At 62.0% G+C, this 24,030-nt stretch carries 22 protein-coding genes; 12 read left to right on the top strand and 10 right to left on the bottom strand.

Going from position 1 to position 24,030, the window contains the following annotated elements:
- Positions 1–15: 15 nt before the first annotated feature.
- The 3 genes from mdcA to IFT60_RS24660 form a co-directional block, all read right to left on the bottom strand.
- Positions 16–1,698 carry a malonate decarboxylase subunit alpha gene (gene mdcA / locus IFT60_RS24650; RefSeq protein ID WP_192056754.1) on the bottom strand — a complete coding sequence of 561 codons (1,683 nt, stop codon included), beginning with the start codon at positions 1,696–1,698 and terminating at the stop codon, positions 16–18.
- 22 nt (positions 1,699–1,720) lie between these two features.
- A complete protein-coding gene (locus IFT60_RS24655; protein WP_192056755.1) occupies positions 1,721–3,151 on the bottom strand; it encodes an SLC13 family permease in 1,431 nt (476 codons plus the stop codon).
- A gap of 146 nt (positions 3,152–3,297) precedes the next feature.
- Entirely contained in the window at positions 3,298–4,236 is a 939-nt protein-coding gene (locus IFT60_RS24660) for a LysR family transcriptional regulator (protein ID WP_192056756.1), read from the bottom strand.
- A 314-nt stretch (positions 4,237–4,550) separates the two neighbouring features.
- Between IFT60_RS24660 and IFT60_RS24665 the strand changes: the two genes are divergently transcribed.
- Together IFT60_RS24665 and IFT60_RS24670 are read left to right on the top strand one after the other, a co-directional pair.
- On the top strand, positions 4,551–5,471 hold the full coding sequence (locus tag IFT60_RS24665; RefSeq protein ID WP_192056757.1) for an SPFH domain-containing protein: 921 nt from the start codon (positions 4,551–4,553) through the stop codon (positions 5,469–5,471).
- Positions 5,468–6,292 carry an SDR family oxidoreductase gene (locus IFT60_RS24670; protein WP_192056758.1) on the top strand — a complete coding sequence of 275 codons (825 nt, stop codon included), beginning with the start codon at positions 5,468–5,470 and terminating at the stop codon, positions 6,290–6,292. Before IFT60_RS24665 ends, IFT60_RS24670 begins: the two co-directional genes overlap by 4 nt.
- A 184-nt stretch (positions 6,293–6,476) precedes the next feature.
- Here the strand turns inward: IFT60_RS24670 and IFT60_RS24675 are convergent, their stop codons facing one another.
- Positions 6,477–8,672: a TonB-dependent receptor gene (locus IFT60_RS24675; protein WP_192056759.1), complete on the bottom strand. Its 2,196-nt coding sequence runs from the start codon at positions 8,670–8,672 to the stop codon at positions 6,477–6,479.
- A 104-nt stretch (positions 8,673–8,776) separates the two neighbouring features.
- On the opposite strand from IFT60_RS24675, the gene IFT60_RS24680 reads away from it, so the two are divergent.
- The 3 genes from IFT60_RS24680 to lepB all read left to right on the top strand — a co-directional run bounded on the left by IFT60_RS24680 (position 8,777) and on the right by lepB (position 10,902).
- Positions 8,777–9,958 carry a PepSY-associated TM helix domain-containing protein gene (locus IFT60_RS24680; protein ID WP_192056760.1) on the top strand — a complete coding sequence of 394 codons (1,182 nt, stop codon included), beginning with the start codon at positions 8,777–8,779 and terminating at the stop codon, positions 9,956–9,958.
- Entirely contained in the window at positions 9,955–10,140 is a 186-nt protein-coding gene (locus tag IFT60_RS24685) for a hypothetical protein (RefSeq protein ID WP_192056761.1), read from the top strand. Before IFT60_RS24680 ends, IFT60_RS24685 begins: the two co-directional genes overlap by 4 nt.
- 90 nt (positions 10,141–10,230) lie before the next feature.
- Positions 10,231–10,902, top strand: coding sequence for a signal peptidase I (gene lepB, locus IFT60_RS24690; RefSeq protein ID WP_192056762.1), 672 nt, complete (start codon positions 10,231–10,233; stop codon positions 10,900–10,902).
- Positions 10,903–11,226: 324 nt separating this feature from the next.
- On the opposite strand, the gene IFT60_RS24695 is transcribed toward lepB, so the two are convergent.
- Positions 11,227–11,646 carry a hypothetical protein gene (locus IFT60_RS24695; protein WP_192056763.1) on the bottom strand — a complete coding sequence of 140 codons (420 nt, stop codon included), beginning with the start codon at positions 11,644–11,646 and terminating at the stop codon, positions 11,227–11,229.
- A gap of 357 nt (positions 11,647–12,003) precedes the next feature.
- Between IFT60_RS24695 and IFT60_RS24700 the strand changes: the two genes are divergently transcribed.
- Positions 12,004–13,170, top strand: a complete 1,167-nt coding sequence (locus IFT60_RS24700) for a multidrug effflux MFS transporter (RefSeq protein ID WP_192056764.1) — start codon at positions 12,004–12,006, stop codon at positions 13,168–13,170.
- 250 nt (positions 13,171–13,420) lie between these two features.
- Here the strand turns inward: IFT60_RS24700 and smpB are convergent, their stop codons facing one another.
- A complete protein-coding gene (gene smpB / locus IFT60_RS24705; protein WP_192056765.1) occupies positions 13,421–13,870 on the bottom strand; it encodes an SsrA-binding protein SmpB in 450 nt (149 codons plus the stop codon).
- A 100-nt stretch (positions 13,871–13,970) separates the two neighbouring features.
- On the opposite strand from smpB, the gene IFT60_RS24710 reads away from it, so the two are divergent.
- The 3 genes from IFT60_RS24710 (at position 13,971) to IFT60_RS24720 (ending at position 16,078) form a co-directional block, all read left to right on the top strand.
- Positions 13,971–14,402 carry a type II toxin-antitoxin system RatA family toxin gene (locus IFT60_RS24710; protein WP_192056766.1) on the top strand — a complete coding sequence of 144 codons (432 nt, stop codon included), beginning with the start codon at positions 13,971–13,973 and terminating at the stop codon, positions 14,400–14,402.
- Entirely contained in the window at positions 14,395–14,703 is a 309-nt protein-coding gene (locus tag IFT60_RS24715) for an RnfH family protein (protein WP_192056767.1), read from the top strand. The genes IFT60_RS24710 and IFT60_RS24715 overlap by 8 nt, the downstream gene beginning before the upstream one ends.
- A gap of 181 nt (positions 14,704–14,884) precedes the next feature.
- Positions 14,885–16,078 carry a GGDEF domain-containing protein gene (locus IFT60_RS24720; RefSeq protein WP_192056768.1) on the top strand — a complete coding sequence of 398 codons (1,194 nt, stop codon included), beginning with the start codon at positions 14,885–14,887 and terminating at the stop codon, positions 16,076–16,078.
- 24 nt (positions 16,079–16,102) lie between these two features.
- Here IFT60_RS24720 and IFT60_RS24725 read toward each other — a convergent pair whose 3' ends face one another.
- Positions 16,103–16,753, bottom strand: a complete 651-nt coding sequence (locus IFT60_RS24725; RefSeq protein ID WP_192056769.1) for a DUF4114 domain-containing protein — start codon at positions 16,751–16,753, stop codon at positions 16,103–16,105.
- A gap of 108 nt (positions 16,754–16,861) precedes the next feature.
- The gene (locus IFT60_RS24730) at positions 16,862–17,350 is read right to left on the bottom strand and encodes a DUF4124 domain-containing protein (RefSeq protein WP_192056770.1); all 489 of its coding nucleotides are present in this window, start codon (positions 17,348–17,350) and stop codon (positions 16,862–16,864) included.
- A 147-nt stretch (positions 17,351–17,497) separates the two neighbouring features.
- Here IFT60_RS24730 and guaB point away from each other — a divergent pair, with 147 nt between their 5' ends.
- The 3 genes from guaB to IFT60_RS24745 all read left to right on the top strand — a co-directional run bounded on the left by guaB (position 17,498) and on the right by IFT60_RS24745 (position 22,690).
- Positions 17,498–18,958: an IMP dehydrogenase gene (gene guaB / locus IFT60_RS24735; protein ID WP_192056771.1), complete on the top strand. Its 1,461-nt coding sequence runs from the start codon at positions 17,498–17,500 to the stop codon at positions 18,956–18,958.
- A 151-nt stretch (positions 18,959–19,109) separates the two neighbouring features.
- On the top strand, positions 19,110–20,720 hold the full coding sequence (gene guaA / locus IFT60_RS24740; RefSeq protein WP_192056772.1) for a glutamine-hydrolyzing GMP synthase: 1,611 nt from the start codon (positions 19,110–19,112) through the stop codon (positions 20,718–20,720).
- 401 nt (positions 20,721–21,121) lie between these two features.
- Positions 21,122–22,690: a GmrSD restriction endonuclease domain-containing protein gene (locus IFT60_RS24745; protein ID WP_192056773.1), complete on the top strand. Its 1,569-nt coding sequence runs from the start codon at positions 21,122–21,124 to the stop codon at positions 22,688–22,690.
- 232 nt (positions 22,691–22,922) lie between these two features.
- Here IFT60_RS24745 and IFT60_RS24750 read toward each other — a convergent pair whose 3' ends face one another.
- Both IFT60_RS24750 and IFT60_RS24755 read right to left on the bottom strand, forming a co-directional pair.
- Positions 22,923–23,396: a PIN domain-containing protein gene (locus IFT60_RS24750; RefSeq protein WP_192056774.1), complete on the bottom strand. Its 474-nt coding sequence runs from the start codon at positions 23,394–23,396 to the stop codon at positions 22,923–22,925.
- Positions 23,396–23,689, bottom strand: coding sequence for a hypothetical protein (locus IFT60_RS24755; RefSeq protein WP_192056775.1), 294 nt, complete (start codon positions 23,687–23,689; stop codon positions 23,396–23,398). The genes IFT60_RS24750 and IFT60_RS24755 overlap by 1 nt, the downstream gene beginning before the upstream one ends.
- Positions 23,690–24,030: the final 341 nt, after the last annotated feature.

Raw genomic sequence — 24,030 nt, forward strand, 5'->3', positions numbered from 1 at the left:
TTTGTTTATGCCTCGTTACCAGTTGCGGAAGCGCTTCGGCGGGTCGTACAGCCCGCCGGAGGCGCGCACCAGGTCTTTCATGTTCTTGGCCGCCAGCAGGTCGCGCGTGGCGAGGCGCTTGTCGATGCCGAGGTCTTCGGGGCGGCGGATGATGCCGCGCTCGCGCAAGTTGTCCACCATGCGCCGGTCGCGCCCCATGCCGACCGGCGTATAGCCGGCCACGCCGCGGATCGCCTGCTCGCGTTCTTCGTCGCTGCGGCACAGCAGCAGGTTGGCGATGCCTTCCTCGGTCAGGATGTGGGTGACGTCGTCGCCGTAGATCATCACCGGCGGGATCGCCATGCCGGCCTGCTCGCCCAGTTTCCAGGCGTCGAGTTGTTCGACGAATGCCGGCGCCATGTGTTCGCGGAAAGTTTCCACCAACTGCACCACCAGTTTCTGGCCGCGCGGGATGGTGCTGCGGCCGGCGCGCGCCTGCGCTCCAGCCTTCAGCCAGGCCGGGCTGGCATGGCGCCGCCCGCGCGCGTCGCTGCCCATGTTGGGCGCGCCGCCGAAGCCGGAAATCCGGCCCAGGGTGGCGGTCGAGGAATTGCCCTGCAAATCGATTTGCAGCGTCGAGCCGATGAACATGTCGCAGGCGTAATGGCCGGCGGCCTGGCAAAAGGCGCGGTTGCTGCGCATCGAGCCGTCCGGGCCGACGAAGAATACGTCGGGGCGGGCGCGGATGTAGTTTTCCATGCCGAGCTCGGAACCGAAGGAGTGTACCGATTCGACGAATCCGGCCTCGATCGCGGGAATCAGGGCTGGATGGGGATTGAGCGCCCAGTGGGTGGCGATCTTGCCTTTCAGGCCGAGCTCTTGCGCATAAGTAGGCAGCAGCAGTTCGATGGCGGCCGTATCGAAGCCGATGCCGTGGTTCAGGCGCGTGACTTCGTATTCGGCATAGATGCCCTTGATCGCCATCATCGCCATCAAGACCTGGATTTCGGAAATCTGCGCCGGGTCGCGCGTGAACAGCGGCTCGATGTAATACGGTTTCGGTGATTGCACCACGAAGCCGACCCAGTCGGCCGGGATGTCGACGCGCGGCAGGGTGTCGACGATCTCGTTGACCTGGGCGATGACGATGCCGCCCTTGAAGGCGGTCGCTTCGGCAATGGCTGGCGTGTCCTCGGTATTCGGGCCGGTGTAGAGGTTGCCGTGGCGGTCGGCGGCTTCCGCGGCGACCAGCGCGATGCGCGGCGAGAGGTCGACGAAATAGCGGCCGAACAGTTCGAGGTAAGTATGGATCGCGCCGATGTTGAGCTTGCCGGCGCTCGCGAGCCGCGCCAGGCGCGCCGCCTGCGGGCCGGAAAAGGAAAAGTCGAGGCGCGCACCGATGCCGTTGTCGAACACGTCCAGGTGTTCCGGCAGCGACAGCACCGACAGCAGCAGGTGCAGGCCGTGCACGCGGGCCGGATCGAGTTTCGCCAGCGCCTTGCCGAGGAAATCGGCCTGCTTCTGGTTGTTCCCTTCGAGGCAGACCCGGTCGCCCGGCTCGATCACCTGGTGCAGCAGTTCGACGATGTCGTCGCTGGCTACGATCTTGCCCGCCAGCCGGTTGCCCAGCACCCGTGCGGCACGCGCGATGCGGGCGGCGCGGTTTTCCTGCTGGCGGTTCCAGTTGCGCGCGGCGCCGGCTTGACCAGGATGATCCATCGATTCGTTCTCCATGACTTGTTTACAAAACGATAAACAGGAACCACACCACGACCGGCGCCACGATGGTAATGATGCCACCGTAAATCATCAGCTGGCGCAGGAATACGTCGCGGTCCACGCCCTGGGCATTGGCCAGCACCAGTGCGCCGTTGGTCGAGAACGGGCTGACGTCGACGATGGTCGAGGACACCGCCATGGCCGCGATGAAACCGACCGCGTCGACCCCGGTGCCCGATTGCAGGAAGGGCACGGCGAGCGGGATCAGCGAGCCCAGCACGGCGGTCGAAGACGCAAAGGCCGAGACCACGGCGCCGACAAAGCACAGCAGCAGGGCGGCGATCAGGGGCGAGGTGAGGTGCGCCACGCTCTCTCCGACAAAGGTGATCGTGCCCATCTTCTGCATTACGCCGACATAGGTGCTGACGCCGACGATCAGCATGATTTCCGGCCACGACACCTGGGTGATGGCGCGCTTTTGCACGTTGGGCGCGATGACCGACAGGATCAGGCCGATGGTGATGGCGACGAACCCGATGTCGAGCTTGTAGAACAGGGTCAGCACGGCCAGCGCGATCAGGCCGGCGACGGTGAACAGTTGCTGCCCGGTGGCGCCGGCATGTTCGGTGCCGGCCTGGGTTGTTGCGGACGGGCCCGCACTTGTGCCGCCTTTCCCTGCGGCCGGACTGGCATTCAGCGCATCCGGCGACCGCTTCATGGTCAGCCGCTCTTCGGTCATGGCCTCGCCTTCGGCCTCGTCGAAGATTTGCGGGCCCGAGGCCGGCATGGCCACCTGGGTGTTGAACGGGGTATTTTCGACGCTGCCGGCTGACGGCCCCTGGTGCCGGCGCATCAGCGCCAGTCCGCCGAACATCAGGAACAGCAAGAGCGCGACGGCAAAGTTGACGCCCAGGCTGACGAAGGCGGTAGTCAGTTCCGACAGCGGCAAGCCCGCCTTTTGCACGATCTTGTTGGTGATGCCGCCGTAGATGCTGATCGGCGAGAAGCCGCCGCCCTGGGCGCCGTGCACCACCAGCAAACCCATCATCAGTGGATTGATGCCGTACTTGGCGGCAAAGCCGAGGGCGATCGGCGCGATGATGGCGACGGCCGCCGGACTGACGGCGCCGACCGCGGTCAGCAGCGCCGTAATGAAGAACATCACCCAGGGAATCGCCGCGACCTGCCCGCGCACCGCTTTCAGGGCCAGGCGCACCAGCCAGTCGATGGTGCCGTTGTTTTGCGCCTGGGCGAACAGGTAGGTGATGCCGACCAGGGTGAGGAAGAGCTCGGCCGGGAAGCCGCCCATGATCGCCTTGGTTTCCATGCCGGCGACCAGGGTGCCGACGAGGAAGGCGCCGACAAAGGCGATCACGCCCATGTTGATCGGCAGGACGGTGGCGAGAACGAACATCGCGACCAGGACGTAAATCGACATCATGTGAGAGGACATGCGCTTCGCCTTGAACGAGGGTACCGGATGGCGCGTTGTCTCGGCGCGCCTGTTTTGTGGTCCTGACAATACGAGTTCAAGGTAACGCCGATTCGCGCGGCGATCAATTAGCGCCGCCGGCGGAACGTTTACGCTGAGCGAAAACGTCAGGCGGCCAGGCTGCCGCCGGCGCCATCCTTCCCATGGCGCAGCATGCGGCAGGCGGCGGCCAGGGCCAGCAGGTTGGGGTCGCGCTCACGCACCCGCAGGAAATTGACCCCGATGGTCTGGCGCATGCGGTACTCGGGCTTCAGCGGAATCAGCTGCAGCTTGTCGCCGAAGACGTCGCGCACCCGCCCCGGCAGCAGCGTGTAGCCCAGGCCCGCGCTGACCAGGTTCATCAGCGAAAAGATGTCGCTCACCTGCATCACCACGCTGGGCGCGAAGCCGGCCACCCGGAAGGCTTCGACGAAGCCGTGGTAAGTGACGAAACCTTCGGACAGGCTGACGTATTTTTCGCCGGCGCAGGCGCGCAGGTCGATCGCGGCCTCGTGCGCATAGGGCGAGCCGGCGGGCGCGGCAAAGAAGATGTCGTCGTCGAATAAGGGAATCGAGACGATGTCCGGGTCGAGTTCGGGCACCGCCATCAGGGCGGCGTCGATGGCGTTGTGCTTGAGCTTGTGCAAGAGGTCGGCGTTCGAGCCGAGCACGAGTTCGGTCTGCAGTTCGGGGCGGCGCAGCTTGATGTCGAAGATGACGTCGGGCGCGGTGCTGTTGGTGAGCGAATACAGCGAGCCGATCTTCAGATGGCCGGACGAGTAGCCGGCGGTCTCGCGCGCGGCGGCGACGGCGTCGCCCATCAGCTTGATGACTTCGCGGCTGGCGTCGGCGAGCTCGCGTGCGGCCTGGGTCGGGATCAGGTTGCGGCCCTTGTGGCCGAACAGCTGGCACGCCAGGCTCTCCTCGAGCGAGTGCAGGGCGCGGTGCACGCTGACCACGCTGATGCCGAGCAGTTCCGCCGCGCCGTTCAGGCTGCCGCCCTCCATGAAGGCAATCAGCACCTCGAGCTTGCGGAACGTAATTTCTTCGCTGATCTGGCTGCGCATGGTGGAGGCCCGGGAGAGTGGAGAAGGAATAATTTTGCGATTATGCGTAGCGGATGAATGAACAGTTTGATGTGCGTCGGCTGTGCCGGGTATGACTGTGAAATGGGGTAGACGCCATCTGTGCCGCTCTGAAAAAGCCGAATGGATTGACTCTACGCCAAAACGCGTTAGACTCCCAATGTTGCTTGTTCAAAATATATAACCATTAAGAGCACATCTGATCTCATGCACCGGACCCATGTACCCTCGTCGCCCTCGCCGGGCCGCGGGGGTTTTTTATGCCAAGGTTTGTAACTCATCTATAAGGGATCCCCATGGAATTTTCGTTCGAAATCGTCGCGCTGGTCATCTTCGTCATTGCGATCGTGTTCGTCTTCAAGACGATCAACGTGGTGCCGCAGCAGCACGCCTGGGTGGTCGAGCGCCTCGGCAAATACCACGCGACGCTGGCGCCGGGCTTGAACATCGTGATCCCCTTCGTCGACCGCATCGCCTACAAGCACGTGCTCAAGGAAATCCCGCTCGACGTGCCGCCCCAGGTCTGCATCACCAGGGACAACACGCAATTGCAGGTCGACGGCATCCTGTATTACCAGGTGACCGACGCGATGCGCGCCTCGTATGGCGCGTCGAACTATGTCCAGGCCATCACCCAACTGGCGCAGACCACGCTGCGCTCGGTGATCGGCAAGATGGAACTCGATAAAACCTTCGAGGAGCGCGACCACATCAACACCACGATCGTCAACGCCATCGACGAGTCGGCCGCGAACTGGGGCGTGAAAGTGCTGCGCTACGAGATCAAGGACCTGACGCCGCCGGCCGAGATCCTGCACTCGATGCAGCGCCAGATCACCGCCGAACGCGAAAAGCGCGCGCTGATCGCCGCCTCGGAAGGCCGGCGCCAGGAACAGATCAACATCGCCAGCGGCGAACGCGAGGCGGCGATTGCCCGCTCCGAAGGCGAGCGCCAGGCCGCAATCAACCGCGCCCAGGGCGAGGCGAACGCCATCGTCGCCATCGCCGAAGCGAGCGCCACCGCGCTGCGCCAGGTGGGCGCGGCGATCCGTGATCCGGGTGGCGAGGACGCGATGAACCTGCGCGTGGCCGAACACTACGTCGATGCCTTCGGCAAGCTGGCCAAGACGAATAATTCGATCATCGTGCCGGCCAACCTGGGCGAGATGAGCGGGCTGATCGCCAGCGCGCTGCATATCGTCAAGACGCAGAAATGAACGGGGCAGGTATACCGCGGGTCGTTGTCATCACCGGCGCCTCCGACGGCATTGGCGCCGAGATGGCGCGCCAGCTGGCGGCAGCCGAAGGGGCGAACCTGGCGCTGGTGCTGGCGGCGCGCAATGCGGCCCAGCTCGATGCCGTAGCGGCCGAGTGCGCCGCCTTCGGCGCGCAGACCATGACGGTGCCGACCGACGTCGGCGTGCAGATCCAGTGCCGGCGGCTGGTGATCGGCGCCGTCGAGCGCTTCGGGCATATCGACGTGCTGGTGAATAATGCGGGGCGCTCGGCGCATGCGCTGTTCGAGGAAGTCGAGGACCTCGGCTGGTACGAGGAACTGATGCGGGTAAACCTGTGGGGAGCGGTCTGGTGCACGCAGGCGGCGCTGCCGCACCTGAAGCGCGCGCGCGGCAGCATCGTCGCCGTGTCGTCGCTGGCGGGGCTGGTGGGCGTGCCGGGGCGTACGGCTTACAGCGCCACCAAGTTCGCGATGACGGGATTTTTCGAGGCGCTGCGGGCGGAACTAAAAGGCGCGGGCGTGAGCGTGACCACGGCGTATCCGGGCGTAGTGGCGACGAAAATCCGCTACCGCGGCTTCAACGCGCAAGGGGAGACGGCGGGCGCCAGCGGCTTGAAGGAAGAGGGCGCGATGAGCGTGGAAGAGTGCGCGCGCCTGATCATCGATGGTATGAACGGGCGCAGGCGCGAGGTGGTGATGACGGCCAAGGGCAAGCTGGGTCGCTTGCTCAAGCTGTTGGCGCCGGGACTGGTCGAGAAGATTGCGCTAGCGGCGTTGAAGGATGAGGTCAAGCCGCATTGACAGCGGCAGCAAGGGCGGCTGTTCGAACCGCATCCGTTCCATAACGCGGCGGGCATGCCCGCCCTACGAACTTCGCTCCCGTTTTCGATTCGGCGGTGGCGGCACCGTAGGGTGGGCATGCCCACCGCATACGTGTTGGTGCGTGGGCATGGCGTTTCCCGTACCCCCGCACCCGTGCGTACCATTAAAAATCAACCGACCCCGACACCGTCACCGTGCGCGGGCCGCCCGCGACCAGGTAGCCATAGCCGGGATACCCGCCCGCCGACGCCCAGTAATTCTTGTCTGTGACGTTGTCGATGCGGGCGCGCAGCGTCACGTCGCGTTCCATCAGGCGGGTCGACCAGGTCGCGCCGATGTCGAGGCGGCTCCAGGACGGCAGCTTTTGCAGGTTGGCGGCGTCGGCGAACTGGGTGCTGGTGTGGAGGGCGCGCGCGTTCAGCGCCAGGCCGGGTACGCCAGGGACGTCCCAGTCGGCGCCGAGGTTCACCTGGATTTCCGGTACGCCGATCGCCTCGCGGCCGTCGGTGGCGCCGTTGAAGGTGCGGCGCTGCTGGCTGTCGAGCAGGGTGGCGCCGCCCAGCAGGCGCAGGCCCTTGGCCGGCAGGCCGAACACGGACAGTTCCACGCCGCGGTTGCGCTGCTCGCCGAACAGGCCGAAGGTGTTGTTCGCCACATAGGCTTGCGGCTGCGCCGTCTGGAACAGCGCGACGCCGGCGCCGAACTTGCCGCTGTCGACCTTGATGCCGACTTCCTTCTGGCGCGAGACATACGGTGCGAACACGGCGCCTTCGTTGGTCAGCGGGGCGCCGAAGCCGCCGCTGCTGGCGCGGGTGCCGCGCTGCAGCGCCTCGATGTAGTTCGCGTACAGCGACACGCCCTGCATCGGCTTGTAGACCAGGCCGGCGACCGGGGTGTTGGCGGTCTCGTCGTAGTCCGGCGTAGGGGCGCCGGTGCCGTACAGGTAGCCGGCATCGCGGATGCGCTGGTGGCGCAGGCCGACGGTCAGCAGCACCTTGTCGTCAAGCAGGGACATGGTGTCGGCGATCGCCGCGCTCGACAGGATGCTGCGCTGCACGCGCAGCGGATTGTTCAAATCGCCGCCGGTGAAGAACTGATTCGACGGCGCCGCCGACGCCACCGGACGGTAGATGTTGGTGGCGAAGCCGGCGAAGTCGCTCATCGCATAGGCGTTGAGTTCTTCGCGGTAGAAGCCGGACACGGTGGCCGAGATGCCGTGCTTGACACTGCCGGTCTGCAGCTCGGTGCGCGCACCAAGTTCGCCGGTGCGGACGCGGTCGACGCGCACGTTGTCGAAGCGCGTCATGGTGGCGCTGCCGTCGACGCCGGTGACGGTGGCCGACGACAGGATATTCGCTTCGTTGCCCTTGCGCGCGCCGAGCGCGGCCCAGGCCACCGCGCCGCCCGGGAGGTCGACCTCGGCGCGCAGGGTGCCGAAGACGTCGCGCTCTTTCGACAGGGTCCAGGGCTGGGCCCAGTTGCTGTCGGCGTCCGGCGCTTCGATGATCGGCAGGCCGGCGGCAATGGTCACGCTCGGGCGCGCGTTGGTGAGCGCGTGGTTCTGGTAGCCGGCGTCGGCCGAGACACGGAAACCATTGCCGCGGTAGTCGGCGCCGATCGAGAACACCGACAGTTCGCGCTCTTCGCCTTCGATCGCGGTCTCGCCGTCGCGGCGCACGCCGTTGATGCGCAAGCCGACGCGGTTGTCGGGACCGAAGCGGCGCGCGACGTCGAAGGCGCCATAGGCCTGGCCGCCGCTCTCGACGCCCAGCGTGACCTGGTTCAGGTCCTTGTTCGGCGCGCGTTTGGGCAGCAGGTTGATCATGCCGCCGATGCCGCCGCCGCCCGGCGCCGCGCCGTTCACGAAGCTGTTGGCGCCCCGGAAGACCTCGACGCGCTCGAGCAGTTCGGAAGCGACGAACTGGCGCGGCAGCAGGCCGTACAAGCCGTTATAGGCCAGGTCGTCCGAGTTCACCGCAAAGCCGCGGATCACGTACAGCTCCTGGTAGTTGCCGAAGCCGCGCGCGACGCGCACCGACGGGTCGTTCTGGACCACGTCGGCCACGCTGCGGGCTTGCTGGTCCTGGATCAGCGCCTGGGTGTAGTTGGTGGTGTTGAAGGGCGCGTCCATGATGTCGACATTGCCCAGCAAGCCGAGGCGGCCGCCGCGTGCGACCTGGCCGCCGGCGTAGGCGCTCGGCAAGCCCTGGGCCGAGGCGTCGGCCGATGCGGTGACGACGACGGTCTGCATCGGGGTTTGCGGTGTCTCCGCGGCGGCAGTCTGGGCAGTGGCGTGGCCAGCTGCGAACACGAAGGCGCCAAAGGCGAGGGGAGTGAGGATGAAGCGAGGCTGGTTCATGGTTTCTTGTTAGATGAGAATAGTTATCATTATTATGCGCGCAAAGCTTGCGGCTGTAAATGAGAACCATTATTATCTGTGCTCATCGTCGAACCTCAAGCCCCATGTCATCGCACTCCCTACGCCGCTGGTCCTGGATCCACAAGTGGAGCAGCCTGGTCTGTACCGTCTTCATGCTGCTGCTGTGCCTGACCGGCCTGCCGCTGATCTATCACCATGAAATCGGCCACCTGCTGGGCAACGATGTGGAAGCGCCCGCGCTCGCGCCAGAACTGGCCGCCAATCCGCCGCGCGCGAATCTGGACGACGTGATCGCCGCCGGCCGCGCCCTATATCCGAACAAGATCATGATGTACATGTCGCAGGAAAGCGACGAGCCCAGGATCTGGAACGTGACCCTGGGCGACCATCCGAACGACGAACACTACAAGCCGATCGCGGTCGATGCGCGCACGGCGAAAGTCATCACCGAGCCCGCCTTCGAAGGCGGCGCCTTCATGTCGACCATGTTCCGCCTGCACGTCGACCTGTTCGCCGGCCTGCCGGGTAAACTCTTCCTCGGCTTCATGGGGCTGCTGCTGATCGTGGCCATCGTCAGCGGGGTGGTGCTGTACGCGCCCTTCATGCGCAAGCAGGAATTCGGCACCGTGCGCCATGGCCGAACCAGCCGCCTGAAATGGCTCGACCTGCATAACCTGCTCGGCATCGTCACGCTGGTGTGGGCGCTGGTGGTGGGCGCGACCGGCATGGTCAACACCTGGGCCGACGTGCTGCTGAAGTACTGGCAGGCGACCGAGATCGCCGCCATGCTCGAACCGTACAAGGGCGCGGCGGCGCCGACCAAACTCGCCTCGATGGAGCAGGCCGTCAGGGCTGCCGAAGCCGCTTCGCCCGGCATGGCGGTGGGCTTCGTGGCCTTCCCGGGTACTCCCTTCGCCAGCCCGCATCACTACGGCGTCTACATGCGCGGAAACGAAGCGTTTTCGTCGCGCCTGTACAAGCCGGTGCTGATCGACGCGCAAACCGGCGCCATCACCGACCACCGCGACCTGCCGTGGTACCTGACGGCGCTGCTGATCTCGCAGCCGCTGCACTTCGGCGACTACGGCGGCGCCTGGATGAAGCTGCTGTGGGCGCTGCTCGACGTCGCGACCATCGTCGTGCTGGGCAGCGGTCTGTACCTGTGGGTGCAGCGCGGGCGCGCCGTCAAGCGGCATGCGCAGGCGGTCGCGCAGGCGCCGGCCATGGCCACGCCGGTGCTGGCGCGCTCGGGGGAGGGACGATGAAAGGCGGCTTCATGCAGCTGTGGTGCATGCCGATCCTGCTCGGCATATCGACCACCATCGGCCTGGTCAGCGCATTGCTGGGCGACGGGATCTGGGACATCGTGTCCGCTTTCACGCTTGGCGCGCCGGTGCTGGTGGGACTCTGGTACAGCCTGCGCGGCCCGATTCTTAAGAGGCGCTGAAGCCTTCCCGGGTTGTCAAAGCCTTAAGCATTGCCAAAGGATCGCCCCGTATAACGTGGTGGATACCAACCACCACATCGGGAGACTGCAATGAAGGGCTTCATCCGCGCCAACAAGGGTTTTATCGTATTCATGATGCTGTTCGGCGTGTTCCGCACGGCGGTGGCGGACTGGAACCCGATTCCCTCATCCTCGATGCGGCCCAACCTGCTCGAAGGCGACGTGGTTTTCGTCAACCGCCTGGCGTTCGACCTGAAACTGCCGCTCACCGACACCATCGTCACCCACACCGGCGAGCCGCAACGCGGCGACGTCGTCACCTTCAGTTCGCCCGTCGACGGCACGCGCCTGATCAAGCGCCTGGTCGCGCTGCCGGGCGACGTGGTCGAGATGCGCAACGAGATCCTCAGCATCAATGGCCGCCCGGCGCAGTACGACGCCGCGGAGCAGGTGATGGAGCCGGCCGGGCAGGGCCAGGTGCCGGCCTTGCGCCTCTCCGAACATGTAGACGGCCACGCGCGCCGCGTCCAGTTCATCCCGCAAGTGGACACGCCCGCCCGCAACTTCGGCCCGGTGACGGTGCCGCCCGGCCATTACATGATGCTGGGAGATAACCGCGACAACAGCGCCGATTCGCGCTACATCGGTTTCGTGCCGCGCAACTTGCTGATCGGCCGTGCCGAGCGCGTGCTGGTCTCGGCCGATATGTTGACGAATTACGCGCCGCGCTTCGAGCGCTTCGGCATGTCGCTGCGCGACTGAGCCACTTCTTCGAGCTAACACCAAGCCCGGTCGCGCACGCCGAGTGGCGCGATACGTAGGGTGGACCGGGCGGCGAACCGCTCCGTCCACGGCCTTTCTCATACATATCGGGATGCGCTCCGTAGCCCGGAGCGCGCACATACGGGCTTCCCCTGGCATGAAGAAGTGCAACGAAACTGCCGTGGACCGAGCGGTTCGCCGCCCGGTCCACCCTACGATGATCGACACTCAGCCTGTGTGGCCTGGCTCAGCGCTGGCAGAAAGTTCGCTCCAGGCTTCACTGAACGGCACTACAGCCATCGGCCGGCGTTTCCGGTGATCGGTTCAGCGCTGCGCCAGCGTCGACGAGACGACGACGATTTGCGCCAGGCGCGGGTCGGGCACATAGCTCATCAGCATATCCTCGCCCCATTCGCCGCGGTTGAATTCCATCGTCACGTTGCCGTCGCCGGACGCGAACTTATAGGGCGCGACCGCGAGCAGGCGGATCGGCTGTTCGCGGTCGATGGTCGCATCGATGTAGCGCGCTGCGGTGCGCACTCTCATGATCCAGCCGTTCGACATGGCATAGGTGCCGCCGATCACCTGGGCCTGGTCGGGCCGGACCCGGATCGTCTTGGCAGGCGCCGTCACTTGCACGGTCGAGATCGGCGCGGTGTCGCGCGGGTAGGGCAGTTCCTGGGCACTGGTGGTGCAGGCCAGCGCGAACAGGGATGCCGGAAGCAGCAGGGATAAAGGACGCATGATCGTTCCTTCGCAAAAGATTGGCGAACGTCGGGGCAGGCTTGAGCGTCAGGCCGGCCCGACCGGGTTCCGCGGTGCGGGCGATTGGGTGCGCACTGCGGATAACCTCAGTCTAGGAAAGCCCGTGCCGACCGCAAGGCCACGGGCAAGGGCATCACAAAACTGTCTCGGTCCGCTCGAAACCAGATCGACGCGAAATGACACGCGATTGCCCGGGAACCGGTTTTTTTCGTATCGCACCATCGCATCATGGAAGCAAGCGGAATCGGGCAGGCGCCGACGTGAGTCGTGGAAACTCGGTACAATCGCTGCCCCGCGCGCTGCTTAGTGCAGCGCGCCTCGTCTTGAAAGCACCCGATGTACAGAACCCTCACCGTCGTCCTGGCCTGCCTCGGCATGGCCGGCGCCCTCGCCATCGATACCTATCTGCCATCGATGCCCGCCATCGGGCGCGACTTCGGCGTCGGCCCCGTGGCCGTGCAGCAGACGCTCTCGGTCTTCCTGTTCTGCTTTGCCTTCATGATGCTGTTCTACGGCACCCTGTCCGATTCCTTCGGCCGCCGCCGCGTGATCCTGGTGTCGCTGGTGCTGTACACGATCGGCTCGGTCGGCGCGGCCTTCGCGCCCTCGTTCGGCTGGCTGCTGGCCTTCCGTGCGCTGCAGGGCCTGTCGGCCGGCGCCGGCTCGGTGGTCGGCCAGGCCGTGGTGCAGGACCGCCTGAAGGGCGCCGACGCGCAAAAGATGATGTCGCACATCATGATGGTGTTCGGCCTGGCGCCGGCCATCGCCCCGATCGTGGGCGGCTGGCTGCACGTGCACTTCGGCTGGCGCTCGACCTTCATCTTCCTGGCCGTGTTCGGTGCGCTCCTGATCGCGATGACGCTGCGCCTGCTGCCGGAAAGCCTGCCCGTTGAAAAACGCCAGCCCTTCCATCCGGGCACGATCGCGCGCAACTACGGCAAGGTGCTGCGCCATCCGCAATTCCTGCTGCTGTCGCTGTCGGTGGGTATGGCCTTTGGTGGGCTGTCGCTGTACATCGGCTCGGCGGCGAATTTCGTGATGGTCATCCTCGGCCTGCCGGAAACGGCCTTCGCCTGGATGTTCATCCCGCTGATCGGCGGCATGGTGGCGGGCTCGGCCTGGGGCGGCAAGCGCGCAGCCAACGTGGCGCCGGCACGCATGAAGTGGATCGGCTTCGGCACCATGCTGGCGGCGGCCGTGCTCAACATCGGCTACAACGCCTTCTTCCCGGCCGCGATTCCATGGGCGGTGCTGCCGCTGGCGATCTATACCTTCGGCCTGGCGGTGGCCATGCCGGCCATCCAGATGAGCGCACTGGGGCTGTTCCCGGACAACCGCGGGCTGGCCTCGTCGATGCTGGGCTTTATCCAGATGATGTCGTTCGCGCTGGTGTCGGGGCTGGTGGCGCCGTTGCTGTTCGACAGTGCGTTCAAGCTGGCGTGCGGGGTGGGGGTAGGGTTGCTGTTGAGTTTTGGGGCGTGGAGGGTGAGCAGGCTGGCTTGAAGCGCGGCGCTGGCTAATCGCAGCTTACGCGTGGGCACGGGTGCCCACCCTACGGTGCCCACCCTACGGTGCGCACCTGTTATCGGTGCAAATGATGTTGTGGCTGAGAGGTGTTGCGACGCGGGCATGCCCGCCCTACGGTGTGCGACGTTGACCAATACAGGTTGTGCACCGTAGGGTGGGCACCTGTGCCCACGCGTCAACGGACGTGTACATACCGCGCCGATGTTGACCCCGGCGCGGAATCACATTACCGCTTGTTGGTCTTCATCGCCGCCTGTACTTCGCGCTTGGCGTCGCGGTCTTTCTCGGTGGCGCGCTTGTCGTGCTGCTTCTTGCCCTTGGCAAGGCCGACTTCGCACTTCACGCGCCCGCCCTTGTAGTGCAGGTTGAGCGGCACCAGCGTGTAGCCGGAGCGCTCGACCTTGCCGCGCAGCTTGTCGATCTCGGCGCGGTGTAGCAAGAGTTTACGCGTGCGCAGGGCTTCGGGGTGGCTGAAGGCGGAGGCGGTACTGAGCGCACTCACGTGGCAGCCGAACAGGAACAGCTCGTCGCCGCGTACGACGACGTAGGCTTCCTTGATGTTCACGCGTCCGTCGCGAATGGCCTTGACTTCCCAGCCCTCGAGCACCAGTCCCGCTTCGTAACGGTCCTCGATGAAGTAGTCGAAAAATGCTTTTTTATTGTCAGCGATGCTCATGAAATAGCGAAAATCCGCGGGTCGGTTAAACTACAGCTTGTCGCGCCAGGGCGCGGCGCAAAAATGCAACTTGTCCAACATCATAACAAACGGTTGACCAATGGCAGTAGTGCACAAATCAGTTTTCTTGGGCTATAGCGCCGAACAGATGTTCGACCTGGTGGCAAAAGTGGAAGATTATCCAAAGTTCCTCCCGTGGTGCAACGGCGTCAAGGTGGTCGAGCGCACCGAGGACAAGCTGGTGGCCAGCCTCGGCATCAACTTCCACGGCGTCAAGCAGAGCTTCACCACCTCGAACCACAACCTGCGCCCGACGCAGATGAAAATGCATCTGGTCGATGGCCCCTTCAAGATGTTGGAAGGCACCTGGAATTTCAAGGCGCTGCGCGCCGATGCCTGCAAGATCGATTTCGACATGCATTACGAGTTCTCCAGCATCATCCTCGAGCAGCTGGTCGGCCCGGTGTTCGGCATGATCGCCAACAGCATGGTCGATTCCTTCTGCAAGCGCGCCGAGGCCGTCTATGGCTGAGCGGATCGGCGTCTCGGTCTGCTATGCCACGCCGGCGCAGGAATTCCTGCGCATGCTCGACGTGGAGCCCGGCACCACCATCGGGCAGGCGATCGAGGCCAGCGGCGTGCTCGCCGCTTTTCCGGAAATCAACCTGGTGACCCAGCCGGTCGGCATCTTCGCCAGGAAGAAAACGCTGGAGACGGTATTGCGCGCGCGCGACCGCATCGAAATCTACCGCGCGCTGGTGGCCGATCCCAAGGATTCGCGTCGCAAACGGGCGGCGAAAAAAGATGCCGGCGCGGCCAGGCCTGCTGCCTGAAGCACAGTTTGTAGGCGGCAGTGCGTGTTAACCGAATCTATGCCTCAAGGCATTCTTTGCTAAGATTGGCGGGCTTTCATCCGCATCACAATCAGCATCCCGGCGTCCAATGGTCGCCCCATCGGCTTGGAAGCGAATACGCGCGGCGTTGCCGCTGTTCCAGCCTTTTCGCCAGGTTCCAATGCTGAGTGCGCTGAGTCTCTTGCTGGTCACGACCGCCCTGTCGGTGGTAATGCTGTTCGTGTTGTCGTCGCTGCGCAGCAGCAAGGTCGAGGGCATCCACGAGTGGGGCCAGGCCAATGCCTGTGCCGTGCTGGCGCTGCTGCTGTTCGCGTCGCGCGGCATCCTGCCCGACCTGCTGTCGATCGAACTGGCCAACGCGCTCTTCCTCGGTTCGGCGGCGCTGATGCTGGCCGGTTTCCGCCGCCACCTGCTCGCGCCCGTGCCGGTGCGCCCGCTCGTGCTGGGCATGCTGGCGACCATGGCCGGGCTGACCTTCTTCCATCTGGTGATCGACATACTGCCGCTGCGCACGGTACTGGTGTCGATCTTCCATGCCAGTGTCTATGCCGCGATCGGGCGTTCGATTCCGGCGGCGCAGGAACCGGGCCTGGCCTACGCTTTCCGCTTCACCCGCCGTGCCGCCTTCGCGCTGGGGGCGGTGCACGCCTGCCGCGGCATCTTCTACGCTTTGCAGGCCGGCACGCCGCTGGACTTTCTCGATCCGGCCGCCTATAACCTGGTCTTTTTCGCGGCCGGCACGCTGGCGCTGCCGGCGCTGACCCTGGGCGCGGTGATGATGGCGAATGCCCGCGTCCTGCACGACACGGCGTATGCCGCCGACCACGACCACCTGACCGGCGCCTGGTCGCGCCGCGCCTTTTTCACGTTTGCCGAGCACGAGCATGCGCGCGCCGGGCGCCTCGAGTGCTGCCTGTCGCTGCTGGTGTTCGACGCCGACCATTTCAAGCGCATCAACGACACCCATGGTCACGCGACGGGCGACCGCGTGCTGCGCGACATCGTGCTGCACGCGCAGGAAGTGGTGCGCAAGATCGATTATTGCGCCCGGCTGGGCGGCGAGGAGTTTGCCGTGCTGCTGCCCGACGCCAATCACCAGACGGCGATGGACGTCGCGGCGCGCCTGCGCAAGGCGCTCGACCGTTCGCTGCAGCTGGCGCCGTCGACGATTCCGATCAGTTACACGGTCAGCATCGGCGTGGCCACGCTGGCGCAAGGGGAAACGCTCGCCGGGCTGATGGAGCGGGCAGACGCCGCGCTGTATGCGGCCAAGGCCGATGGCCGCAACCGGGTGGTCAGCGCGCCACTGCCGCCGGCGCCCGCGCAGGTTTTCGAAGGCGGCCGGCGCGGGTGAGTCAGAACGTTTAAGGTAGCGCTTTTACTTCGTACCTGCGCGCTTGGCGCGGCGGCTGACGCCGAAGCCGGCGGCGCCCGCCAGCAGCAGGGCGATCGATGCCGGTTCCGGTACGTCGCTCGGCGCGCGGGCCACGTTCACGAAGACGAAGTTCTCGTCGTTGTAGTCGAAGTCGCCACCGTTCGGCAAGTCTTCGAAGCCGACTGCAAAACCTGCCGGGATGGCGCTATCGCCACCATACTGGGCAGCGTAGATGTGGTTGCGGCCGTCGGCGTTCAAGGTCTTGTCCGAATAGAAAGGACCGACCGTCGGCGAATTCACGTTGATCAGCTTGAACACCAGGCGGTCGTTGGCATTCACCGAGCCAAAGTTCAGCATTTGTCCGTACACGGACGTTTGATTGTCCAGGCCATGAATACCTGTGTCGACGCCATTCACCAGCAGCGCGATCCGCGTCGTGTAATCAGCATCCGAGCCGACGAAGTAGGCGAGCACCTCGCCGGTCGCCGCAGCGAAGAAATCATATTGCACGCTGCTTTCAATACCTGGGTAGGCATATGGTGTCGGAACTGCTTGGGCAGGAGCGGCGAAAGCGAAGGCGATGGCGGCGGTGATGCTTGCGTAAAAAGTTTTCACAAATGTTCCTTTTATTAAGTGTACTTTACTTAATAGCAATCTTCATGCCTAAAGGAATTGTGCTTTACAGATCAACAAGTTATGCAGACTCGTGGAAATTGTCTGATTGTTAATGTAAGAAAATCCGACAACCCGAACCGTCTCGGCTCAACGGCATTCGCTCAACTGTTGTTCGGTCCGTGCACTGCCTGCGGCGCGTTCGGCGTCGGTGAGAAAACGGCGCTGGCCGTCCGCGCCGATTTCCGAAATGCGGATGCCGGACGCGTACATGCGCTGGTTTGCGCGCACGTTCTCGCAATGCTCGGCATGGGCGATCTTGCGCCGGGATTCGGCCTGCGCCTTGGTATCGGCTTCTTCGCGTGCCTTGGCGCGCTTGCGGTAATCGGCTTCGCGCTCGGCCAGTGTCGGCGCCGCCTTCGCTTTCGTCGCCTCGCTGGCGGGCGCGGCGGCGGGGACATCCTGCGCCGGGGCAGGGCGGCCGGGCATTTTCAGGATTTTCGATGGTGGCGTGCCGGGCGGGGGCGGCTGGTCGGAATATTGGCGTGTGCCGTTGGGGCCGATCCAGATAAATTGGGCTTGTGCCAGGCCGGCACAGCAAAACAGGACCAGGGCGGCCAAAGTGGAGCGATGGGTCATCAAATATTTCCTGTGGTAACTATCTGCGATTCTCCATGATTCGCCCAGCATGTCAACGAAAGGCCCGTAGACCGTGTTTTTTCGGCGACGTGCGACGTCTTTCGCTGCATTCTGTATAATTCGCTTTTGCGCCTATAGGAAAATGCTATGCGTCTACTTCAAAAAGCACTCACGTTCGATGATGTGCTGCTCGTCCCGGCCTACTCGAATGTTCTTCCGGCCGACACCTCCCTTCGCACCAAGCTGACCCGCAACATCACGCTCAACATCCCGCTGCTCTCGGCTGCGATGGATACCGTGACCGAAGCCCGTCTGGCGATCGCGATGGCGCAGGAAGGCGGCATCGGCATCATCCACAAGAACCTGCGTCCGGCCGACCAAGCCCGTGAGGTAGCGCGCGTCAAGCGTTTCGAAGCCGGCGTGCTGCGCGACCCGATCACCGTCCCGCCGACGATGAAGATCCGCGACGTCATCGCCCTCCAGCACCAGCACGGCTTTAGTGGCTTCCCGGTCGTCGAAGGCAAGCAGGTGGTCGGCATCATCACCAACCGCGACCTGCGTTTCGAGGAAGACCTCGACGCCGAGACCCGCACCAAGATGACCCCGCGCGAAAAACTCGTGTATGTGAACGAGGAAGCGGATACCGAAGAAGCCAAGCGCCTGATGAACAAGCACCGCCTTGAGCGCGTGCTGGTCGTCAACGACGCCTTTGAGCTGCGCGGCCTGATCACCGTGAAAGACATCATGAAGTCGCACGAGCACCCGTTCGCATCGAAAGATGCGCAGGGTAAACTCCTGGTCGGCGCGGCGGTCGGCGTGGGCGAGAAGGACCGTGAACGCGTCGAGCTGCTGGTCGCCGCCGGCGTCGACGTGCTGGTGGTCGACACCGCCCACGGTCACTCGCAAGGCATCCTCGACACCGTGAAATCGATCAAGACCCGCTACCCGCACGTCGACGTCATCGGCGGCAACATCGCCACCGCGGCCGCCGCCCAGGCGCTGGTCGAAGCGGGCGCGGACGCGGTCAAGGTCGGCATCGGCCCAGGCTCGATCTGCACAACCCGCATCGTCGCCGGCGTCGGCGTGCCGCAGATCACCGCGATCTCGAATGTGGCCGAAGCGCTCGCAGGCACCGGCGTGCCCTGCATCGCCGACGGCGGCATCCGCTACTCGGGCGACGTTTCGAAGGCACTCGCAGCGGGCGCCTCGACCGTCATGATGGGCTCGATGTTCGCCGGTACCGAAGAAGCACCGGGCGAAGTCATCCTGTACCAGGGCCGCAGTTATAAATCCTACCGCGGCATGGGTTCGCTGGGCGCGATGGCCGAAGGCTCGGCCGACCGCTACTTCCAGGATGCCTCGGCCAAGGCCGACAAGTTCGTCCCGGAAGGCATCGAAGGCCGCGTCGCCTACAAGGGCAGCGTGCTGGCGATCATCTATCAACTGGTCGGCGGCGTGCGCCAGTCGATGGGCTACTGCGGCTGCGCCACGATCGACGAACTGCGCGAAAAGGCGGAATTCGTCGAAATCACCTCGGCCGGCATGCGCGAATCGCACGTCCACGATGTCCAGATCACCAAGGAAGCGCCGAACTACCGTTCGGAATAAAGCAAAAGCGGCCCATTGCGGCCGCTTTTAACATCCGCGCCGGTCGTGCACCGTAGGGTGGGCACTCGTGCCCACGCGTAGAGACCGCGTGAATAATCGCGACGCAATACGCTGCCACCAAAACCCGAATTCTTCTTTATATTTACCCTCAATGCACTCCAAAATCCTCATCCTCGACTTCGGCTCCCAGGTCACCCAACTGATCGCCCGCCGCGTCCGCGACGCCGGCGTCTTCTCCGAAGTCTTTCCCTACGACGTCGACGCCGACTTCGTGCGCAACTACGGCGCCGCCGGCATCATCCTCTCCGGCAGCCACAACTCCACGCTCGAAGGCGACTCCCCGCGCGCCCCGCAAGCCGTGTTCGAACTCGGCGTGCCAGTGCTGGGCATCTGCTACGGCATGCAAACGATGGCCGCCCAGCTCGGCGGCAAGGTCGAAACTGGCAAGCTGCGCGAATTCGGCTACGCCGAAGTGCGCGCCCGGAACCACACCAAGCTGCTGAACGGCATCAACGACTTCATCACCGATGAAGGCCACGGCATGCTCAAAGTCTGGATGAGCCACGGCGACAAGGTGCTGGAAATGCCGGAAGGCTTCAAGCTGATGGGTTCGACCGAGAGCTGCGACATCGCCGCCATGGCCGACGAAGAGCGCGGCTTCTACGCCCTGCAGTTCCACCCGGAAGTCACCCACACCAGCCAGGGCGAAGCCATCATCGGCCGCTTCGTGCACGACATCTGCGGCTGCAAATCCGACTGGAACATGCCGGACTACATCGGCGAAGCCGTCGAAAAGATCCGCGCCCAAGTCGGCACCGACGAAGTCATTCTCGGCTTGTCGGGCGGCGTCGATTCGAGCGTCGCCGCAGCCCTGATCCACCGCGCCATCGGCGACCAGCTGACTTGCGTGTTCGTCGACCACGGCCTGCTGCGCAAGGATGAGGGCAAGATGGTCATGAACATGTTCTCGAAGAACCTGGGCGTGAAAGTCATCCGCATCGACGCCGAAGACCAGTTCCTCGGCCACCTGGCCGGCGTCAACGACCCGGAACAGAAGCGCAAGATCATCGGTCGCGAATTCGTCGAAGTGTTCCAGGTCGAAGCCGGCAAGCTGACCAACGCCAAGTGGCTGGCCCAGGGCACGATCTACCCGGACGTGATCGAATCGGCCGGCAAGGGCAAGAAAGGCCAGACCATCAAGAGCCACCACAACGTGGGCGGCCTACCGGAAACGCTGAACCTGCAATTGCTGGAACCGCTGCGCGAACTGTTCAAGGACGAAGTGCGCAAGCTCGGCGTGGCGCTGGGCCTGCCGCACGACATGGTCTACCGCCACCCGTTCCCGGGCCCGGGCCTGGGCGTGCGCATCCTCGGCGAAGTGAAAAAGGAATTCGCCGACCTGCTGCGCGAAGCCGACGCCATCTTCATCGAAGAACTGCGCAACACCCCATTCGCACTGCCACCGGTCCCCGGCATCGATTCCGGCAAGGCGCCGATTAATTGGTACGAAGCGACCAGCCAGGCTTTCGCCGTGTTCCTGCCGGTGAAATCGGTGGGCGTGATGGGCGATGGGCGTACCTATGAGTACGTCGTGGCCCTGCGCGCGGTGCAGACGCTGGACTTCATGACGGCGCAGTGGGCGCATTTGCCGCACTCGCTGCTGGGGAAGGTGTCGAACCGGATCATCAACGAAGTCCGCGGCATTAACCGCGTTGTTTATGATATTTCGGGGAAGCCGCCGGCGACGATTGAGTGGGAGTGACGATGCTCCTCTAACGCACTAGTTGTTTAGTTTCGAGTGGAACCCATAAACCGTTGATAGCTCGAGGGAGTAATCGACGGTTTATTTTTATCTAGCCAGCGTTAGTTGTGGTATTTTAAGCTGTTAAGCGGTGTTCCTCGCGAGCTTTATGCGATAACTGACCGAAAAGTCGCGGTGACCCGTCGGGAGAATAAGCCCTTCTTCGGCACTTCGGCTCCGTGGCACGCTAGCGAGATTAAGTGTTGGGTTGCTGAAAATATAATGTTTTCTTGGCGCTCGCTCAACGTGGTTACTACGAAACGTTGATGCAGCTAAGAATGCTTAAGCGAGAACGTTGGCTCCCTAATGACCATGGGTGTTTAAAGAATACTAACGGTTTGTAGAAAAGAGGCAAAAAGCGAATGGCAAGTAAGTCTAATTTGGTAAATTTGGACGCAATGATAAAACGTTCCGACTTCGCCTCAACCGAAGGCGAGGGCGTTGATTACGATAGCGTCTCAACTATTTCGCTGCGGGACTTTACCCCAGGTGCATTAATGGGCCCGAGCTTGAGGAAACCTGATTTCCAACGGGAGACAAATCATTGGGCGCCAGAGCAAGTAGTTTCATTATTAGAGTGCTTCGTAAATGGGGATCTCATCCCGTCAGTGATTTTATGGAAGTCGCCAGCCAATGTTTTTGTGATCGATGGTGGGCATCGTCTGAGCGTACTACGGGCGTGGATTGAGGATGACTATGGTGATGGCCCAATCTCACAAGCGTTTTTCGGATACGAAATTTCGGATAGCCAAAAGCGCGCGGCAGCGCGAACCCGGGCACTGGTAGCTGAGCGCGTCGGGACATGGCAACATTTTGTAGCTCGAAGCGCAGAAGGTGTTGACGACCCGGCCGAAAAGAAGCGCTTGAATACTGTAGTAACTCGAGGGTTGTCAATCCAGTGGGTGCGAGGTGATGCGGATAAGGCAGAGAGTTCGTTCTTCCAGATCAATACTAAAGGTACACCCCTTGATGAAGTTGAGGAACTGCTTCTAAAGAGCAGGTTTAAACCAGTAGCAATCGCTGCGAGAGCGGTGATCCGAGCAGGTAAAGGCCATCGGTACTGGTCAAGGTTTAATAGCACGACAGCTATGCAGATCGAGGCAGCGGCAAAGCAGGTCCACACCGCATTATTTGACCCAGAGGTAAACCCGCCAATCAAGACGCTTGACCTTCCCCTTGCTGGCCCAAAAGGTGTACGTGGCGCGCTTCAGGTTCTGATCGAGCTAATGTTGGTCGCGTGTCGCGATCAATCCGGCAAGCCGAAAACTGTCGTTGAGATGGCGGATGATGGAGATGGTTCTACTACGGTTAACGTTTTAAACAGGACGCTCGCATTGATCCGCCGAATTACGGGTAATGATCAAGGTAGTCTTGGTCTTCATCCAGCTGTATATTTTTATGGTCCGACTGGCCGCCATTCAAGTCCGATGTTTATGGGCACTGCAAAACTGCTTGCGAAAAAGCTTGTTAATAATGACAGGAATTTTTTCAAGAAATTTACTCAGGTGCGCGTATCGCTGGAGACGTTGCTGATCGAGCATAAAGATCTTATGGCGACCATACTGCAAAAGTTAATCAGCCAGAAACGTGCGGATAAATACGCAGAGCTTTTAGATCAAATTATAGAAGCCTTGGCAAAAGGCAATTCGGTAACAGACGGTGATATTGTAACGTTTGCGGGCCTCGACGGGAAGGTCGTGACCGGTAACACGGATGCTGATGGGACGCGGTTTTCTGATGACGCCAAAAGCGAAGCGTTTATCCGCGTCGCGTTAGCGTCCGCAGTGAAATGTCCCATTTGCGAAGGTTATTTGGACCTTCCGAAATCTGTGTCGTACGACCACGGCGTTAGAGTGCAGGATGGTGGGAAAGGGAGCGCAAAGAATCTTCAGCTAACACACCCATATTGCAATCAGTCCATAAAAAACTAATGCTCACCGGAGGCTGTTCTACGCCAGGATTTAGTTTCAGGACGAGGTTAACCCTTACCATCCTACTCGTCGGTAGCAGAGGAGTAGCACCTGGATTATCAGATTAGATATTTCGAGGGCACAAGCACGAGCGACAGATACGAGCACGAGCACGAGCATACGCACTAGGTTGCGAGACCGAGCTGCAATACGTCTCCTAGATTGCAGAATATGCAAAATTGGATCGAAGCAATTAGTTGCCCGGACGTGATTTAATGGGGATATAAGGAACTATATGTTCAGGACTTGCATCGTATAAAGAAACCAGCATGCGATGATCGTTCGTGAGAATGTCAAGGTCGTTGTCCTTAGCTAATTTTATTATGGAATTATCGGTTAGGCCAAACCTTATGAAAAGCTCGCCTCTACAATCTTCTGATATTGATACTTCAACCTGTTTGAATTCCGCAAATAGTTCTCTTGTGAACTCAAACGCCTTGATGCCCGCATACCCGTCCAAATCAATTAAATTAGACACTTCAGCGGCGATGTATGGAGTTATCCATACTTCCTTGTAATTACCTGCAAATTCCCATAGCTGATAGTAGTCCTCAGCACAGAATTGTCCTAACCGCTTTGACCTTTCTATGTATCTGCCTTCGTCAACGGCACCAATTATCATAACGAGAAGTAAATTCGTGTCAATTAATAATCGATCACTCATCATTACTGGCTCTCTTTGTAAGCCCTGAATCCTTTAAACTGCAACGTTTTCCGATTAACTATGAAGACCTTGTATTCTCTTCTCGTTCCCATAAGTTTGGCTATTTTAAATAGGCTATTCGTTGGCGTAGAATCTTCCTTTAAATCAAGCGGATCCTCCCCTGTTAAAAAATAGCTTAGAGTGATCTCATAATCTCCACCAGCTATAACTGCACCCTCTAAGTTAAATTGTTTTGCTCCAGGAAGAAGATCCTTTGCACTTGCTAAAGCAACCGCAATAGCTTTTTTAAAGTCCATGTTCAAACCCTATCTCAATATATTTAACGCTGAACGTCAGATCGCGACCGTTAGCGAACAGACGGAATTGCCCAGTGTATGGTGTTGTTGCTCTCCTGGCAAGTATGTGGCGCTGTTAGGCGTTCTAAGTCGCTGTGGGTTGGGGCGCAAGGATCTAGCAATTTCTTTCTTCTAAAGGTTGTTCAGAGGCGCGTCAAGTGTGTGAAGGTGCAGCGGTGCTGTCCGGTCTTACATTCTGACACGGTCTCGACCATAGCCAATTCAAGGGCATTGTAGTGGTCAAGTAATTTCGGACACGACGATAAGTTCTTTCTCTGCCATTGTGCGTTCATAGACGCTGG

The sequence above is a fragment of the Massilia sp. CFBP 13721 genome, from assembly GCF_014842025.1.
GTDB lineage: Bacteria > Pseudomonadota > Gammaproteobacteria > Burkholderiales > Burkholderiaceae_D > Telluria.

What these genes read in the sequence shown, in the direction of transcription:
- mdcA (WP_192056754.1), bottom strand. Translation starts at nt 1,698, where the DNA reads ATGGATCATCCTGGTCAAGCCGGCGCCGCGCGCAACTGGAACCGCCAG.
- IFT60_RS24680 (WP_192056760.1), top strand. Translation starts at nt 8,777, where the DNA reads ATGTCATCGCACTCCCTACGCCGCTGGTCCTGGATCCACAAGTGGAGC.
- IFT60_RS24670 (WP_192056758.1), top strand. Translation starts at nt 5,468, where the DNA reads ATGAACGGGGCAGGTATACCGCGGGTCGTTGTCATCACCGGCGCCTCC.
- IFT60_RS24715 (WP_192056767.1), top strand. Translation starts at nt 14,395, where the DNA reads ATGGCTGAGCGGATCGGCGTCTCGGTCTGCTATGCCACGCCGGCGCAG.
- IFT60_RS24655 (WP_192056755.1), bottom strand. Translation starts at nt 3,151, where the DNA reads ATGTCCTCTCACATGATGTCGATTTACGTCCTGGTCGCGATGTTCGTT.
- IFT60_RS24685 (WP_192056761.1), top strand. Translation starts at nt 9,955, where the DNA reads ATGAAAGGCGGCTTCATGCAGCTGTGGTGCATGCCGATCCTGCTCGGC.
- lepB (WP_192056762.1), top strand. Translation starts at nt 10,231, where the DNA reads ATGAAGGGCTTCATCCGCGCCAACAAGGGTTTTATCGTATTCATGATG.
- IFT60_RS24675 (WP_192056759.1), bottom strand. Translation starts at nt 8,672, where the DNA reads ATGAACCAGCCTCGCTTCATCCTCACTCCCCTCGCCTTTGGCGCCTTC.
- IFT60_RS24665 (WP_192056757.1), top strand. Translation starts at nt 4,551, where the DNA reads ATGGAATTTTCGTTCGAAATCGTCGCGCTGGTCATCTTCGTCATTGCG.
- IFT60_RS24755 (WP_192056775.1), bottom strand. Translation starts at nt 23,689, where the DNA reads ATGGACTTTAAAAAAGCTATTGCGGTTGCTTTAGCAAGTGCAAAGGAT.
- IFT60_RS24750 (WP_192056774.1), bottom strand. Translation starts at nt 23,396, where the DNA reads ATGATGAGTGATCGATTATTAATTGACACGAATTTACTTCTCGTTATG.
- IFT60_RS24720 (WP_192056768.1), top strand. Translation starts at nt 14,885, where the DNA reads ATGCTGAGTGCGCTGAGTCTCTTGCTGGTCACGACCGCCCTGTCGGTG.
- IFT60_RS24700 (WP_192056764.1), top strand. Translation starts at nt 12,004, where the DNA reads ATGTACAGAACCCTCACCGTCGTCCTGGCCTGCCTCGGCATGGCCGGC.
- smpB (WP_192056765.1), bottom strand. Translation starts at nt 13,870, where the DNA reads ATGAGCATCGCTGACAATAAAAAAGCATTTTTCGACTACTTCATCGAG.
- IFT60_RS24660 (WP_192056756.1), bottom strand. Translation starts at nt 4,236, where the DNA reads ATGCGCAGCCAGATCAGCGAAGAAATTACGTTCCGCAAGCTCGAGGTG.
- guaA (WP_192056772.1), top strand. Translation starts at nt 19,110, where the DNA reads ATGCACTCCAAAATCCTCATCCTCGACTTCGGCTCCCAGGTCACCCAA.
- IFT60_RS24745 (WP_192056773.1), top strand. Translation starts at nt 21,122, where the DNA reads ATGGCAAGTAAGTCTAATTTGGTAAATTTGGACGCAATGATAAAACGT.
- IFT60_RS24695 (WP_192056763.1), bottom strand. Translation starts at nt 11,646, where the DNA reads ATGCGTCCTTTATCCCTGCTGCTTCCGGCATCCCTGTTCGCGCTGGCC.
- IFT60_RS24730 (WP_192056770.1), bottom strand. Translation starts at nt 17,350, where the DNA reads ATGACCCATCGCTCCACTTTGGCCGCCCTGGTCCTGTTTTGCTGTGCC.
- IFT60_RS24710 (WP_192056766.1), top strand. Translation starts at nt 13,971, where the DNA reads ATGGCAGTAGTGCACAAATCAGTTTTCTTGGGCTATAGCGCCGAACAG.
- guaB (WP_192056771.1), top strand. Translation starts at nt 17,498, where the DNA reads ATGCGTCTACTTCAAAAAGCACTCACGTTCGATGATGTGCTGCTCGTC.